The sequence below is a fragment of the Pseudomonas sp. CFBP 13727 genome (assembly GCF_014841915.1).
GTDB lineage: Bacteria > Pseudomonadota > Gammaproteobacteria > Pseudomonadales > Pseudomonadaceae > Aquipseudomonas > Aquipseudomonas baltica.
This window is the reverse complement of record NZ_JACYUT010000008.1, coordinates 104681-120679: the sequence shown is the minus strand read 5'-3', so window position 1 is coordinate 120679 and position 15999 is coordinate 104681. Positions and strand designations below refer to the sequence as shown.

8 protein-coding genes and 2 pseudogenes are annotated in these 15999 nt (G+C 61.0%); 9 read left to right on the top strand and 1 reads right to left on the bottom strand.

The features are described from left to right. From IFT76_RS20640 to IFT76_RS20605, 8 genes and pseudogenes are all read left to right on the top strand, one after another. Positions 1–1499 (top strand): annotated as a pseudogene (locus IFT76_RS20640) (hypothetical protein); the annotation flags it as partial. Between the two features lie 625 nt (positions 1500–2124). After that, a pseudogene (locus IFT76_RS20635) lies at positions 2125–2352 on the top strand (carbamoyltransferase N-terminal domain-containing protein); the annotation flags it as partial. A 455-nt stretch (positions 2353–2807) separates the two neighbouring features. Continuing rightward, positions 2808–6050: a hypothetical protein gene (locus tag IFT76_RS20630; RefSeq protein WP_192060103.1), complete on the top strand. Its 3243-nt coding sequence runs from the start codon at positions 2808–2810 to the stop codon at positions 6048–6050. Positions 6051–6676: 626 nt separating this feature from the next. Beyond that, entirely contained in the window at positions 6677–8434 is a 1758-nt protein-coding gene (locus IFT76_RS20625; RefSeq protein WP_192060102.1) for a carbamoyltransferase family protein, read from the top strand. After that, entirely contained in the window at positions 8418–9548 is a 1131-nt protein-coding gene (locus IFT76_RS20620) for a glycosyltransferase (protein ID WP_192060100.1), read from the top strand. Before IFT76_RS20625 ends, IFT76_RS20620 begins: the two co-directional genes overlap by 17 nt. Further along, on the top strand, positions 9548–10444 hold the full coding sequence (locus IFT76_RS20615; RefSeq protein ID WP_192060107.1) for an antimicrobial resistance protein Mig-14: 897 nt from the start codon (positions 9548–9550) through the stop codon (positions 10442–10444). The genes IFT76_RS20620 and IFT76_RS20615 overlap by 1 nt, the downstream gene beginning before the upstream one ends. After that, complete coding sequence (locus tag IFT76_RS20610) at positions 10441–11844, top strand: PIG-L family deacetylase (RefSeq protein ID WP_192060098.1); 1404 nt, start codon at positions 10441–10443, stop codon at positions 11842–11844. The genes IFT76_RS20615 and IFT76_RS20610 overlap by 4 nt, the downstream gene beginning before the upstream one ends. 18 nt (positions 11845–11862) lie before the next feature. Next, the gene (locus tag IFT76_RS20605) at positions 11863–12816 is read left to right on the top strand and encodes a glycosyltransferase (RefSeq protein WP_192060105.1); all 954 of its coding nucleotides are present in this window, start codon (positions 11863–11865) and stop codon (positions 12814–12816) included. Positions 12817–13194: 378 nt separating this feature from the next. Here IFT76_RS20605 and IFT76_RS20600 read toward each other — a convergent pair whose 3' ends face one another. Further along, positions 13195–13797 (bottom strand): lipopolysaccharide kinase InaA family protein, encoded by a 603-nt coding sequence (locus IFT76_RS20600; protein ID WP_185795362.1) that lies wholly within the window; start codon positions 13795–13797, stop codon positions 13195–13197. Between the two features lie 224 nt (positions 13798–14021). On the opposite strand from IFT76_RS20600, the gene msbA reads away from it, so the two are divergent. After that, positions 14022–15830, top strand: coding sequence for a lipid A export permease/ATP-binding protein MsbA (msbA, locus tag IFT76_RS20595; RefSeq protein WP_122477070.1), 1809 nt, complete (start codon positions 14022–14024; stop codon positions 15828–15830). The last annotated feature ends 169 nt before the right edge of the window (positions 15831–15999 follow it).

Genomic DNA, 15999 nt, shown 5'->3' with positions numbered 1-15999 from the left:
GGTACGAGCTGATTCCCAGCGCGGGAGCCACGGGGGTTTCCGAAAGCGTGCTGATCTCGGTGCAGGATGCCGCGAGCCAGACGTGGCCGGCGCCGCAGATTCACGATCATACCGGTGGGCCGGTCACGTCCTGGAGCCCTGTCAAGCCAGGCACCACACAAGCCAACACCGCGAGCTTCGTGCTGCGCGATATGCGCCTGCGCGTAGGCGATAGCGTCATGCCGTTCTGGCGTGTGGCGGGGAATGCCGACCAGGCGATCCCGCCCATCACCGTCAGCGTTGCGGGTGAGGCACGGGGGGCTATTCCTGCGCCGATTCTGGCGGCTTCGCTGGGCAAGACGGCGGAGGTGTTTTATGCGGCCAATCAGAGTGGGGTGGTGAGGCCGGTGTCCGAGGTGTTGAGTTTGCAGGTGCTGGCGTTGCCAGCGACGGCGTTGAGCGAGCTGGTCATTCTGGAAGCAGCGAACAGTGGGGCCGGACCTGAGCTTGATGTGTCAGGCGCAGCTACCGCTACGCTACGCGTGGGCGTGTGGCCGTTGATAGCCGAGGGGCAACCGGTGTGGTTGAGCCTGAGCGGCACCAAAAGCGACGGCTCGCCGTATTCGAAAGTCATCTGGGCAGCGGGAAGTTCGAAGGTCAATGCCACCTGGCTTATGGATGGTCACTGGTCAACCACCTTGCCCATTGCCGAACTTAAGCAACTCCAGGACAGCAGTGCCTTGACCATTACGTTCAAGGCCGGGTTGGGCGGGACGCAGGAAGAACTGAATGCAGTGGCCTTTGTGCCAAAGGTCTACAACGTGAAAGCCGTAGCAGATACCACTCCAGTGATAAGCAGTGTGAGAGATTCGATGGGTGAAGTCTCTGACAACGGGACCACTCATGACGCTAATGTGGAAATCAGAGGTACAGCCACAGCGATGCAACAGATCGAGATTTTTGATAATACGTCAGTGTCCAAAGGTGTGGCGGAGGTAGATGGCGGTGGTGGGTGGTCTCACTATGTCACAGAGCTAGCTCATGGCGCTCACGCTCTGACTGCCAAGGCGCTGTATGGCAGTGAGCGCGTCTCCTCAGCACACTCCTTTAGTCGAACATTACCTACTACGGAAGACTTTGAAAATGCCCAAATAGGACCGGTCGGAGCCGAAGGGCTTAGCTTGCCTACAATGACTATATATAACTGCATAATATACGAAGGTAGCCAGGCACCCTGGGGTGGTCTATACGGTAACTATATCACTTCGACCGGATCGCCAGATGCTCGGGCAGATTTAAAGGCGGGAGCTCTAAAGATCAAGTACAACAGCGCGAACAACGTTACGAACGATTCAATTCGTTACTATGATGCGAGCCAGCAATTGATAAAAACCAGTCAACTAGGCGGAGCTAAGGAAATAACCGTGACATTCACGCGGGATAGACCTTGCCATCGGATAGTTTTCCAAGCGCTCAATGGCACGCTGCACTTAGATAACTTTGTTTTCGAATGGGCGTAGTATGCTGGTTAGTAATCACACTTGATCGCTACAATGCTCTTAAGTAGTTATCATACGTCTGATTCCGGAAGCGTTGTCAAAGGAGCGTTAAGTCATTTAATCACCTCGCTGCTAGCCCCGCCCGGAATGGTTAGGCCGGCATACTGGTTCGGTGCTTTTAATCGGTCGCCGCGATTTGGCGACCGTTTTTTTCATCCACTGATCATGCGCCGTTTTTCCTGCGTCCCGATTTTTGTACCGTAGCATGCCCTACAGTAGGCAGTGCACCGGCGGCTTTCGAGTACGCCAAGTGCCCGACATCCCGATTGCCCAATCTACGAGCCATCTGCCCGCCATTTGTTTGATCACAAATGTGAGGGTCTTTATTGTGGTCGCGTTTCTTCCACTGCGTTGAAGAAGAGGAGTTTGACCATGGTAGAAGCAATCCAAAACCGTGGCTTGGTGGTGGGCGATAATGCATCGGTTTGGGAGGGGGACGCGTTAGGCTGGCTTCTGGGCAGGCAGAGCTTGCTCCCACAGGGGGTGTGTCTGGCGGGCCGCTTATTACGCTGTAATCCCCGCCTTTCGCCGCCCGCCGTGCCCGATCACCGCGCGCGCACCCATTCCGCTCAAAGAGGCTAGACCCTTGGCATTGACGATTCTTGGCCTGTCCGGCGCCCTTAGCCATGACCCTTCCGCGGCGCTGTACATCGACGGCAAGCTGGTTGCCGCCGCCGAAGAAGAGCGCTTCGTGCGCGACAAACATGCAAAGAACCGCATGCCCTACGAATCGGCCAAGTTCTGCCTGGAGCAAGCCGGCATCAAGCCGTCGGACGTTGACGTGGTGGCCATTCCGTTCGCCCCCATCAGCCTGGCACTGCTTCTTCAGAGGCATGGCTACCTGCTTGGCAAGTAGATTTTCCGTATTTTAACGAGCTAACTAGCATATGCAAAAGCTCGCCTTTTTACTTTCAATGCAATGTTGAATATTATTTTTTATAGCCGCATCCAAAGTACAAAAATATACTAACTTCTCTTGAGCTCTCGCATTCAATCGTTGTGCGAATAAAACGTATGCCTCACATAGACTTGGGCGCGAAAACTTACTAAGTTTGTCACTCTTCCCGTTATTTGCACTTTCCGGTTTTCAAGCCTAACTTGTTCTCTCAGGTGACTGCTGCTTGATTGCTCGCCTCTCTACTCTTCGATATTCCCTCAACTTCCTCGAGGTGATCCATCGTGAAAAATCCACCCCGTTCATTATTACGCGCCATCCGCAAAGCCGCCTACGGCAGCGACCATGTCAACCACGGTGCCCGACATGGTGGCGTGGCGCCCGACCCCAATATCTACGCACCCCTGGTACCGGCCGCGATCTCCCATGGCGGCATCAACAAAGACGACTACGACAACGGCCTGATTGCCGTGCTGGTAGAGCCCTACGTGGGCATGGCGGTGAATGACATCATCGACCTCTACTGGAATGACGGTTACATGGACTTCGCCAGGGTGACCGACGCCACCGCCACTCAGGCGTTGGTTGCCGATGCATACTACATTTCCCCCGACGCGCTCGAGGCGACGCTGCACTACCACGTCAAGGATTCAGCCGGTAACGAGCGGGCATCGCAGTCGCTGGTGGTGCCGATCAAGCTGACGGTGCCTGGCGACCCGCCCGAGCCGCCGGACGCCAGCGATCCTTCACTCAACCCCAATCTCGGGCTGCCCTATGGCGTGCCGGACCTCATCTCCGACGTCAGCCTGGTGGGCGACCTGGCGGTGACGATCCAGCAATATACCCACCAGAGCGAGGGCGATATCGTCACCCTGTTCTGGGCCGGCACGGCCATTCACTACGGCCCGCTGCAAACCAGCGACCTCAACCGCAGCATCACCATCACCGTGCCCAACAGCGTCATTGCCGCCCGCCCCGGCACCGACCTGATCGTGCGCTACAGCATCCGCGACAAGGTGCAGAACTATTCACGCTACAGCCCCAGCGTGCTGACCACCGTGTATGCGCGTGGCTCATTGCCCGAGCCGACCGTGGAAGGCACCCAGACCGGCGACCTGCATCTGGATACCATCACCGACGGCCTGGTGGAAATCCGCGTCAATCGCTATTCGACCATCGCCGTCGACGACAACATCGTCGTGCACTGGACCGGACGGCCGGTGGAAGGCCCTTTCCAGGATTTCAGCACCCCGGCCCAGCAGCTGGGCAGCAACCGCTTTCTCAACTTCCAGGTGCCCAAGGACGTGGCCGCCGTGCTGATCGACAGCCAGGCGTACGTGTACTACACCGCCATTCCGGCCGCCGGCGGCGCAGCGAAGATCTCCAGCGGCTCGACATTCGGCGTGGTGGGCACGCGCAACGAACTGAAAATGCCGGAAGTACCCAAGGCATCCGGTGGCACCCTGGCACCAGAGTCCATCAGCGAAAACACCGTCGAGGTCATCGTGCTGGCCAACCCGCTGCTGGTCAGCGGCAGCAACGTGACCCTGATCTGGAGTGGTACCGGCCCCGGCGGGGCGGTGTATCACGAAGAGATGCGCGCGGTCGACAGCGGCAACGTCGGTGGGCCGCTGAGCATACTGGTGCTCAAGGACAAGGCACTGGAACTCATCGGCGGCACGCTGGAGGTGTCCTACACCGTCAAGCTGGCCGACGGCACGGTGTACCGTTCGCCCGCCCTGGCCTTGACCGTGGTCGGCGCCGGCGCCTCGCTGCCCGCGCCCACCTTCAGCCCGGCATTGAAACCTGGCGACGTGCTGGACCCCGCCGACCTGGCTACGGGCGGCATCACCGTCAAGGTCACCGTCGGCTCGCCGTTGTACGTTGGCGGCAAGGCGCGGCTGCACTGGGAGGGCTCGAGCACGAGCATCAACCCGCCGGTGGAACTGCCCATCACTGCGGTAGGTGATTTGAGCTTCTGGGTGGACAAGACCCGCTACGTGGACCCCAACCTCAATGGCTCGGTCAACGTGTGGTACGAGCTGATTCCCAGCGCGGGAGCCACGGGGGTTTCCGAAAGCGTGCTGATCTCGGTGCAGGATGCCGCGAGCCAGACCTGGCCGGCGCCGCAGATTCACGACTCGACCGGCGCACCGGTTACCTCCTGGAGCCCTGTCAGACCCGGCACCACACAAGCCAACACCGCGAGCTTCGTGCTGCGCGATACGCGCCTGCGCATAGGCGATAGCGTTATGCCGTTCTGGCGTGTGGCAGGGAATGCCGACCAGGCGATCCCGCCCATCACCGTCAGCGTTGCGGGTGAGGCACGGGGGGCCATTCCTGCGCCGATTCTGGCGGCTTCGCTGGGCAAGACGGCGGAGGTGTTTTATGCGGCCAATCAGAGTGGGGTGGTGAGGCCGGTGTCCGAGGTGTTGAGCTTGCAGGTGCTGGCGTTCACTTCGGGACAACTGGTGGCGCCAAGCGTTGCCCAGGCCAACGGTTCACCGGCAGTGCTGGATCTCAACGCCTTCGCGGGAGATGCCACGGTAGTGGCGGTGCCGTGGCCGTTGATGACCACAGGCCAAACTTACTGGCTGCGCGCGCACGGGACACTGGATGACGGCACGACGCGCAGCGTAGAGCTGGCGATGGGGTCCGCAGTGACGGCTGCGCAAGTTAGCTCAGGGCTGCAAGTCAACCTGCCTCGTAGTTTTCTGTTGCGACTGGAGAACACTCTGCCACTGACCCTGGAACTGAAAGTGGGTATGGGCAAGAGCGTGAGTGAAAGTGAAGCGGTTATATTTCCTGAAGGAGTGCTGAACATGACTCAGTTGACTTTGGTGCTGCCTGCACCAACTGTGGAAAACGAAACCAATGGGTATTTGGATCCTGCGGCCATTCCTGGTACAGGTGTGAAGATTACGACACCGGCGTATGGAGGAATCGAACCAGGCCAATGGGTAGGGTTGGAATGGACGGCGGTGGATCCAGCGGGGTCCCTGGTGTTGCCCGCTAGGCAACTGACGACAGCGCAGCCACTGGAATTCACGGTGCCCAAGGCGGTGGCGGAGTTGAGCCAGGACAAGGCAGTGTCAGTGGCGTACACGGTGGCACGCGTTGAGAATGGGCTGGTGAAAACGTCCGAGGCGGTGCCGTTTGAGTTGTCGAAAATCAAGGCAGTTACCCCGCCGGGTGCTGAAGGGTTTGATAATGTTCCGGTAGGCCCTGTCAATCTACCATTGAAGTTAGATAAGCTCTGGATTTCCGATCAATATAAGACTCGGGTAGACATTGTTCAGTATCCACCTCTAGAGCTTGAGCCTTTTATCTCAGGTAACGCTGTTAGATATTCCGCTACTGGCAATTCGGTTGAGTATATAGTTTTAGAGTTCAAGCCTTCCTGTGTTGCAGTTCAGTTTGGTACAAGTGTAGAGGGTACTATGTGGGTACTCTATGAAAACGGGCGGTCTGATGGGCGGACGATACAGTCAGGGTGGGTGAGGGTAGATGTGAAGGCCAATCCTACATGGCGTATTTCGGGAGTATATTTTATGTCGATGCCTAATACGTACGGCTACCTAGATAATTTTTCTATGGAGTACGATCCAGGGTTTTAAAATCTTTGGTGCCTGTCCGTACCGCTAATCATAAGCAAGGTGAGTCGCTTAGATCATAAGGCAGTGTTATTAAATTGCCCGTTCGATGTGTATTGGCAAGGCTATAGACAGAGCCTGTAGTCAGCTAGGGACATCTATGTCGCCGCGGCTTGTGTTTCGGAAGAATTAGGATTTGGCCTAAATGTCCAGGTTGTGGGCTGGTGATACTTGTTTGTTGAAAGGCAAGCTATTCTAGCTGCAAGTGCTGTTATCATGACGAATTGCTTAGTCTTACCCGGTCGCTGAATGTTCAGCGACCGATTTTTTCATCCAACACGGACATCTCAGTCCCCATAGCGCTTTGACTAGAATTTCCGGACCTTCATTATTGCCCGGGGAGATCCAACGCTCGCTGCGCCTCAATCACTTCTAGCGCTTGCCGTTTCAATCATACGTGTTTGACCCTGCCCAAGGAAAACCAGAGATCTTCGATTTTTGTCTGTGACTGGACGGATCGCTCGCCACAGCACCACCGCCACAGGGGTGTTGGTTGAGCCATCGCTTATTACGCTATAATCCCCGCCTTTCGCCGCCCGCCGTGCCCGATCACCGCGCGCGCACCCATTCCGCTCAAAGAGGCTAGACCCTTGGCATTGACGATTCTTGGCCTGTCCGGCGCCCTTAGCCATGACCCTTCCGCGGCGCTGTACATCGACGGCAAGCTGGTTGCCGCCGCCGAAGAAGAGCGCTTCGTGCGCGACAAACATGCAAAGAACCGCATGCCCTATGAATCGGCCAAGTTCTGCCTGGAACAAGCCGGCATCAAGCCGTCGGACGTCGATGTGGTGGCGATTCCGTTCGCGCCCATCAGTCTGTTCGGCAGGGCCCGTTGGCACTACGCCAAGCGCTACTGGTATGCCCCGGACCGCGCCCTCGATGCGCTGTTGATGGGCAACCGTCGCTACAAGCGCTACCGCAACAAGATCGTCTTCTGCCTGGAACAGTTGGGCTTCGACGCGAAGAAGATCAAGATCGAACCGGTCGAGCATCACCTGGCGCACGCCTCAAGTGCATACCACTGCTCGGGCTTCCAGGAAAAAACCGCGATCCTCGGTATCGACGGCAAGGGTGAGTACGCCACCACCTTTTTCGGCTACGGCGAGAACGGCAAGATCCACAAGATCAAGGAGTTCTTCGACCCGGATTCGCTGGGCGGCCTGTATGGCGCGATCACCGAATTCCTCGGCTTCGAGATGCTCGACGGCGAGTTCAAGGTCATGGGCATGGCGCCCTATGGCGATGCCAGCAAGTACGATTTCTCGCGCCTGGCCTCGTTCGAGAACGGCGAGCTGGTGATCAACACCGACTACGCCAACGTCATCGGCCTGCGCCGCTATAAAGAGAAGGGCAAGGGTTTCTACTTCTCGCCCAAGCTGATCGAATGGTTGGGCCCCAAGCGCGAAGGCGACATCGCCGACGAGCCGTACATCCACTACGCGGCCAGCATGCAGGCGTTGTTCGAAAAACTCGCCCTGCAGATGATCGACCACTACCTGGGCGACGTGCTCAAGCAGACCGGCAAGCTGGCCTTCGCCGGTGGCTGCGCGCTGAACGTCAAGCTGAACCAGAAGATCATCGCCCGCCCGGACGTAAAGGAGCTGTTCGTGCAGCCGGCTTCCGGCGACGCCGGTACGGCGGTCGGGGCGGCGGCCTACGTGTCCCATGCCCGCGGCGTGCCGGTGGAGAAGATGGAGCACGTGTACCTGGGCCCGTCCTACACCAACGAAGACGTGATCGCTGCCTGCGCGCGTCATCCGAACAAGCCCAAGGGGCGCATGCTGGGCAACATGCCCAAGCAGATCGCGCAGATCATGGTCGACGGCAACCCGGTGGCCTGGTTCCAGGGACGCATGGAGTTCGGCCCGCGGGCGCTGGGTGGTCGGTCGATCATCGGTTGCCCGAGCGTGCCGGGCGTGGCCGACCGCATCAACCACCAGATCAAGTTCCGCGAGCGCTGGAGGCCTTTCTGCCCATCGATGCTCGACACCGTCGCGCCGCAGATGATCAAGATCGACCACCCGGCGCCGTTCATGACGTTCACCTTCGAGGTGGCCGAGGAATGGAAGACCCGCGTGCCGGAAGTGGTCCACGAAGACGGCACCTCGCGCGCCCAGGTGCTCAAGCGCGAGTACAACCCGCGCTACTACGACATGATGAAGGCCCTCGAAGAGCTGACCGGCAATGGCGTGTCGCTGAACACCTCGCTCAACCGCCGTGGCGAGCCGATGATCTGCTCGCCCACCGATGCGTTGAACATGTTCTACGGCTCGGACCTCGAGTACCTGGTCATGGAAGACATTCTGGTGGTCAAAGAGGGTGCTCAAGCCTATGACGCGCTCGACTGAGCGTCATGTGCTGCAGTTCTGCCACGGCTATGACGGGCCGTTCCTCGACTGTGCCCGTCAGTACGCCAGCCTGTTCGTGGGCCGTGGCTACCGGGTGACCACCGTGTTCCTGACCGGCGCGGCCGATGCTCAGGTGGCCGCTGGCTGCGAGAGCGACGAAGTGCTGTTCATGGAGTTCAGTTCCAAGGACATCCGTGGCTTGAAGCTGGGTGCCATTCGCGAGCTGCGCAAGATCACCGCTGCGCGCACATTCGCCTTCTGCATCGCGCACCGGTTCAAGCCTATCTATGTTGCCCTGCTCGGCACTTCGCTGCCGGTGATCGGCGTGCACCATGCATTCGGCGACTATCAGCGTCGTTCGCGCCGGGTGTTTGCGCAGTTGTTCCGCAAACGCTTGAGCTTGCTGGGTGTGTCCGATGCGGTGCGCGACGACATGCGCCGCTGCCTGCCCGGTTGGGCGCCCGAGCGCATCGCCACGCTGTACAACCGTTTGAACACCTTTACCTTGCAGAAAAACTTGCTGCCTGCGGCCGAAGCCCGCCAGGCGTTGGGGTTGGCGCCCGATGCCTGGATCGTCGGCAACGTCGGTCGCCTGCACCCGGATAAAGACCAGGCGACCTTGCTGCGCGGCTTTGCTTTGGCCTGGGCAAAACTGCCTCAGGAAGCGCTGCTGGTGATCATCGGTTCTGGGCGCCTGGAACAGAATCTCAAGGACCTGGCCGTGGAGCTGGGCATTGCCGAGCGCGTGCGGTTTCTTGGCCAGGTGGCCCAGGCACGGCTGTATTTCAAGGCGTTCGACGTGTTCGCCCTGAGCTCCGACCACGAGCCGTTCGGCATGGTCCTGCTTGAAGCGATGGCGGCCAATGTGCCGCTGCTGGCCACGGCCTGCGGTGGCGCACCGGAGATCGTCGAGGGCGTCGGTATCCTGTTTCCGCTGGGCGACGCCGAGCGCCTGGCGCAGGGGCTGGAACACATGGCCAGGATGGATCGCTACCAGCGCGCGCAGTGCGAAGCGCACATGGCCGAACGCCTCGAGACGCGCTTCTGCGACCGCGCGGTGCGCAAGGCTTTCTGGCAACTGCCGATGGTCACCGCACTGACGGCGGCCACATGATGCTCAACCGATTGCAGAGCGTGCGCGAACGGGGCTGGCAAACTGTGGACGCGGCCACCTATGCCCAGGCCTGGACGCAGTTCGGCGGCAGTGTGGCGACGCACCCGCTGGTGGTCGAGCGGCTGGCTGCGCTGGCCGGCATTCCGGTGCGCTACCTGGGGTGGGAGCAGGCGGGCGAACTGGTCGCAGCGATACCCACCTGGGGGCGCTACCTGGCGCTGTCCAAGGACGTGCTCAAGCAGGCCGGCAAGAAGGGCCTGTACGATCTGGGCAACGCCGAGTTGATTTTGCCGGCGGCCGCCGATGCCCAGGCACCGCTGCGCCACCATGGGCGTTATCTGTCGGAGCTGAACCAGGGGCGTTTCAGCGGCTTGAAGGTTCAGGCCGAGAGCCTGGCCATGGCCCGCACGCCCGAAGACCTGTCGAAGAAATTTCGCTACAACCAGCGCCGCGAACTGCGTCTGCTGGAAGAAGCCGGCGGCGTGGCCAAGCCCGTCAGTGAATTCACCAGCGCCGAGCTGGCAGCGATCTACTGTGACCTGTTCCAGCGCCGCTGGGGCTTTCCCGCGACCGGCGCCGAGCGGATGGCCGAGGTCATCGACCTGCTGCGCGAGCTGATGATCGGCTCGGTGCTGCTGCTGGGCGATGCGCCTGTTGCCATTCAACTGGTGTACCGCGTCGAGGCGCCAGACTGGGTCAGCGTGGAATACATCAACGGCGGGGTGGATCCGGAGAACCGCGCGTTCAGCCCCGGCAGCGTGCTCAGTTTCCTCAATACCCAGAGCGCCTGGGAGCAGGCCCGCGCGGTGAACAAGCCACTGCGTTTCTCGTTCGGCCGGGCCGACCGCGAGTACAAGGACCGCTGGTGCAACCCCGTTCCGGTGTTTCAGGCATGAGCCGCAAACAGGCGTTGCTCGCCCGGCACCGGCGCAACAAGCGTCGGGTGCTGCTGGCCGGGCTGGTGGCGATGCTGCTGGCGGGTGTGCTGGTTGCCTGGTGGTTGCCGCTGCCCCTGTTGTTGCTGGCCTGGGTGGCCCATGAGGCGTGGTTTGCCGACCATTTGTTCTATTCGCCGGGCGACGATTACGCCTACAGCTTCGACAGCGAAGCGGAGCTGGCCAAGGTCAGCCTGAATGGCGAGGTGCTGCAGGTTGCAGAGCGCGTCGAGTCGGCTGACACTTTGATCCTGGCGCTGGATGTGAAGGCGTCCTGGCTGGGGCGTCTGTTCGATCCGTATGTGCAGTTGCTCGGGGGCGAGCTGAACGACCGGCAGACGTTCGAGCGCGGTGTCGATGGCCTGCGCTACCTGAATCTGAGCGGCTTTGCCGATGAGCTCAATCAAGGGCGCCTTCGCTTGCGCGGGCGGTTCTGCCGCATCGTTGGCGAGCCGCGCTTGTGGCGCTTTCAGCATCCGGATTTCACCCGGCACACGGTCATGGTCATTGCGCCCCATGCCGACGATGCCGAGCTGGCGGCCTATGGTTTGTACAGCCGCGCGGCGAGCAGTTGGATCGTGACCTTGACGGCAGGCGAGATCGAAGCCGAGCACTATCAGGCGATGGGCCTGGCGCCGGCCGACGCCGCTCGCTTGAAGGGGCGCCTGCGCGCCTGGGACAGCCTGGCCGTGCCGCGCTGGGCCGGGGTGCCGGCCGAGCAGTGCGTGCAGTTGGGGTATTTCTGCCTGCAACTGCCAGCGATGCAGGCGGCACCCGAGCAGCCGTGTGGCTCGCGCGAGGCGGACATGACTGACATCCGTCCGTTCCGCCAGCTCAATCCGTTCGCCCTGCCGGCCGATGCCGATGGCGCGCCGACCTGGAACAATCTGCTCGCCGACCTGCGCGAGCTGCTGCAACGGGCGCAGCCGGATGTGCTGGTGATGCCCCACGCGAGCATCGACCCGCACCCGGACCACATCTGCGCGCAGGCAGCGGTGCTGCAGGCGTTGCAAGGGGTGGCGCACCAGCCACGCTACCTGCTGGGCTATGCCAACCATTTGCATGACAACGACCGTTGGCCTATGGGCCGTGCTGGCGAAGGCGTGGCCCTGCCACCGTTTTTCGATGCCCGTGAACGGCTGCTGCCGTACAGCCTGCCGGTGGGTGCGGCGGTGCAGATGGACAAGGCCATGGCGCTGGGCATGATGCACGACCTGCAACCGCCGGCGCCGTTCAAGCGTCGCGTGCGGCGTTGGCTGCAATGGTTGCTGGCCGGTCGACGTTGGCCGGCGACGGGTGAAAACGAATTTTTCCGCAAGGCGGTGCGCCGCCACGAACTGTTCTGGCGCAAAGACTTATAAGGTGCCGTTAGCACAATGATGAAAGTACTGTTCCTGGTGCAGAAAGAGCAGCGCGCCATTCTCGATCGTCTATATGAAGGCATCGCCGCGCATTGCGAGTGCGATCTGCGCTGGTTGGACGGCGCGCAGCAGCGCGATCTGAAAGGGTATTTCAAGCGCGAAGTGGACGTTGCCCGGTACGACCGCATTCTGTTTTTCCTGCGCTTCAAGCAGGAGATTCGCCAGGTGGCGTTCATTCGTTCGGTGCCCAATCTGGTCATCCTGGAGCATGACGCCTACCAGAACTACATCGCGTGCAAGTACACCGGCAAGTTCAGCGCGCACTACCAGCAGCTGCCGTGGGTGCGGGTGATCAGTTCGGGGTTCATGGTCAGCGAACGCTTGCGCGCCGAGGGCTTCGATGCGCATTTCGTGCCCAAGGGCTATGACCAGGCCCTGCTGACGCCGCAGACCCGCGAGCGCGATATCGAGCTGGCTTTCGTGGGCAGCACCAAGAGCGTGGCCTACAGTGGCCGCAAGCAGATGCTCGATGCGATCGGCCAGGTGGAGCCGTTGCTGGTGACGCGGACCAACAGCGGCCAGGAGTATGGCGATACGCTGAACCGCATCCGTTTTTTCGTCAGTGCCGATGTGGGCATGGGCGAGTACATGATCAAGAATTTCGAAGCCATGGCGTGCGGGTGTGTGCTGTTCACCTTCGACCAGGGCGAGGCGGAAAACCGCGCGCTGGGGTTCCAGGACATGCGCACGGTGGTGTTGTACGACAGCGTGGCGAGCTTGCAGGCCAAGCTGGCGCAGTTGCGCCGCGAGCCGGCGCTGGCCGAGCGCATCGCTGCGGCGGGACAGGCGCTGGTGCTGGGGGAATACGGTTTCGACCGGATCGGTGAGCGTATCGTGCAAGCGATGCAGCCGGCACTTCGCCCGCATCCGCCATTGACGGTGTGGCAACGCCTGCGGTTGGCCTTGTCCTAGCAACGGCGTGCGGCTTTCGCGGCCACTGGCCGCTCCTACGGGGGATTGCGCTGTACTTGTGGGAGCGGGCTCTGCCCGCGAAACAGGCGCTGCGGTGTGTCAGGCCGAACCGCGGTGCGGTTTTCGCGGCCACTGGCCGCTCCTACAGGGGATTGCGCTGTACTTGTGGGAGCGGGCTCTGCCCGCGAAACAGGCGCTGCGGTGTGTCAGGCCGAACCGCGGTGCGCCCTTCGCGGCCACTGGCCGCTCCTACAGGGGATTGCGCTGTACTTGTGGGAGCGGGCTCTGCCCGCGAAATAGACGCTACGGTGTGTCAGGCCGAACCGCGGTGCGGCTTTCGCGGCCACTGGCCGCTCCTACGGGGGACGGGCCATGGTGCTACTTGAGCAGGGCTTTGTTGAGCTCGGCCAAGGGGAAGCAGGCGGTCAACTGTTCACGCTCCAGATACCTGGAGAAATGCTCGAGGTTGCGCTTGATCAAGCGCTTCGACAAAGGCCCGCGGGTGAAGCTCATGTCGGCCATGTCGATCAGGCCCAGCTCTCCTTCGGGCGTGACGATCACATTGCCCAAGTGCAACGAGCGGAAATACACCCCAGAGCGATGCAACCGGCGAATCATGGCGATCAGCGGCTCCAGGCTGTGTTGCCAGGTGAAGTCGGCGGTGTCCATCAACTGACGCAGGTTCCTGCCTGGCAGGGGCTCGTAGAGCACGGCGGTCATGCCGGGCTTGTCCAGACGATAGTGCTGCAGCACCTTCAAGGTCGGCACGCCCAGTTGCTGCAGACGCTGGGCGTTGGCGATGAAACGCGCCGAATACGGGCGCAGCAGGGCTGAGGAAAACAGCCGTTTGCGGCGGAAAAGTTTCAGGATCTTGCCGTCTGCGAGCAGGTACACTTTCGCGCCATGGCTGTCGGCTTCCAACACCTTGGCGCCGGTGATCAGCGTGTCAAAAGCGGCCAGAGGAAGGCGGGTGCATTGCATCGTGATAAGGCCTTGATTGAAGAGGGCGGGTGGCATGATGCCCAAAAGCGCCAGCATGTTCTACCGCCAGGCGGAACTGCGGCGCGGCTTTCGCGGCCGCGGACCGCTCCTACGGGGGATTGCTTTGCCCGCGAAGGGTGCGACTCGGTCTGGCTGCAGCACCGCGATCCCCGATCGGCCCCCTGTGATAAAATTCCCGTTCTACGCCAACAGTGAGTTAGACGATGAGTGATTCACCGCGCCCAGCGGAACAGGATTCAAGCCTGAAAATCTATTTGCGGCTGCTCAGCTACGTTCGCCCCTACGTGGGCATGTTCCTGATCAGTATCATAGGTTTCGTGATCTTCGCCTCGACCCAGCCCATGCTGGCCGGCATCCTCAAGTATTTCGTCGACGGCCTGAGCAATCCCGAAGCGGTACTGTTCCCCAATGTGCCCTACCTGCGCGACCTGCAACTGCTGCAGGCGGTACCCATACTGATCGTGCTGATCGCCGCCTGGCAGGGCCTGGGCTCCTACCTGGGCAACTACTTCCTGGCCAAGGTATCGCTGGGCCTGGTCCACGACCTGCGCGTGGAGCTGTTCAACAAGCTGCTGGTACTGCCCAACCGCTACTTCGACACGCACAACTCCGGCCACCTGATCTCGCGCATCACCTTCAACGTGACCATGGTGACCGGCGCTGCGACCGATGCCATCAAGGTGGTGATCCGCGAAGGCCTGACGGTGGTGTTCCTGTTCATCTACCTGATCTGGATGAACTGGCAACTGACCCTGGTCATGCTGGCCATTCTGCCGCTGATCGCCGTCATGGTCGGCAGCACCAGCAAGAAATTCCGCAAGCAGAGCAAGAAGATTCAGGTCGCCATGGGCGATGTGACCCACGTGGCATCCGAGACCATCCAGGGCTATCGGGTGGTGCGCAGCTTCGGCGGTGAAGGCTACGAGCAGAACCGCTTTGCCAAAGCCAGCCAGGGCAACACCGACAAGCAACTGCGCATGACCAAGACCGGCGCGATCTACACGCCGATGTTGCAGCTGGTGATCTACACCGCCATGGCCGTGCTGATGTTCCTGGTGCTGTACATGCGTGGCGATGCCACGGCCGGTGATCTGGTGGCCTACATCACCGCAGCCGGCTTGCTGCCCAAGCCGATCCGCCAGCTGTCGGAAGTCAGCTCCACGGTGCAGAAGGGCGTGGCCGGTGCCGAAAGCATCTTCGAGCAGCTGGACGTTCCCCCCGAGCTGGACACCGGCACAGTGGAGCGCGAGCGCGTTGGCGGTTCGCTGGAAGTGCGCAACCTGAACTTCACTTACCCCGGCACCGATCGCCAAGTGCTCAGTGACATCAACTTCACCGCCAAGCCGGGGCAGATGATTGCGCTGGTGGGGCGTTCGGGCAGTGGCAAGTCGACCCTGGCCGGGTTGATCCCGCGCTTCTATCACCACAATCAAGGCGAAGTGTTGCTCGATGGCGTGGAGATTGCCGACTACCAGTTGCGCAACCTGCGCCGCCATATCGCGCTGGTGACCCAGAGCGTGACACTGTTCAACGACAGCGTGGCCAACAACATTGCCTACGGTGACCTGGCCGGTGCGCCGCGCGAAGATGTGGTGGCGGCGGCGGCCGATGCCTATGCCAAGGAATTCATCGATCGTCTGCCCGAGGGTTTCGACACGCAGGTGGGCGAGAACGGCGTGCTGTTGTCCGGTGGCCAGCGCCAACGCCTGGCGATTGCCCGGGCGTTGCTCAAGAATGCCCCCGTGCTCATTCTGGATGAAGCGACCTCGGCGCTGGATACCGAATCGGAGCGACATATCCAGGCTGCGCTGGACCATGTGATGAAAGGGCGGACCACCTTGGTGATCGCTCACAGACTGTCGACCATCGAAAAGGCCGACCAGATTCTGGTGATGGACCAGGGCCGCATCGTCGAGCGCGGCACGCACGCGCAGTTGCTGGCGCAGAACGGCTATTACGCCAGGTTACACGCCATGGGCCTGGACGAACCTGCGAAAACCGACATCACCTGAGCCCTGCAGGACTGCGATCTTCCTATGGCATTGCGCTATTGCGTGGGATTGCACCCCCTTGCAGGAGAGGTCATCGGCCGCGAATCGGACGGCTCGGTGTGTCAGGTGATACGCGGCGTTCCCTTCGCGGCCACTGGCCGCTCCTACGGGGATCACTGCTCGCATGTAG

Excerpts from the sequence above, each read along its gene's own strand:
- IFT76_RS20620 (WP_192060100.1), top strand. The coding sequence starts at position 8,418 with ATGACGCGCTCGACTGAGCGTCATGTGCTGCAGTTCTGCCACGGCTAT.
- IFT76_RS20615 (WP_192060107.1), top strand. The coding sequence starts at position 9,548 with ATGCTCAACCGATTGCAGAGCGTGCGCGAACGGGGCTGGCAAACTGTG.
- IFT76_RS20610 (WP_192060098.1), top strand. The coding sequence starts at position 10,441 with ATGAGCCGCAAACAGGCGTTGCTCGCCCGGCACCGGCGCAACAAGCGT.
- IFT76_RS20605 (WP_192060105.1), top strand. The coding sequence starts at position 11,863 with ATGAAAGTACTGTTCCTGGTGCAGAAAGAGCAGCGCGCCATTCTCGAT.
- IFT76_RS20600 (WP_185795362.1), bottom strand. The coding sequence starts at position 13,797 with ATGCAATGCACCCGCCTTCCTCTGGCCGCTTTTGACACGCTGATCACC.
- msbA (WP_122477070.1), top strand. The coding sequence starts at position 14,022 with ATGAGTGATTCACCGCGCCCAGCGGAACAGGATTCAAGCCTGAAAATC.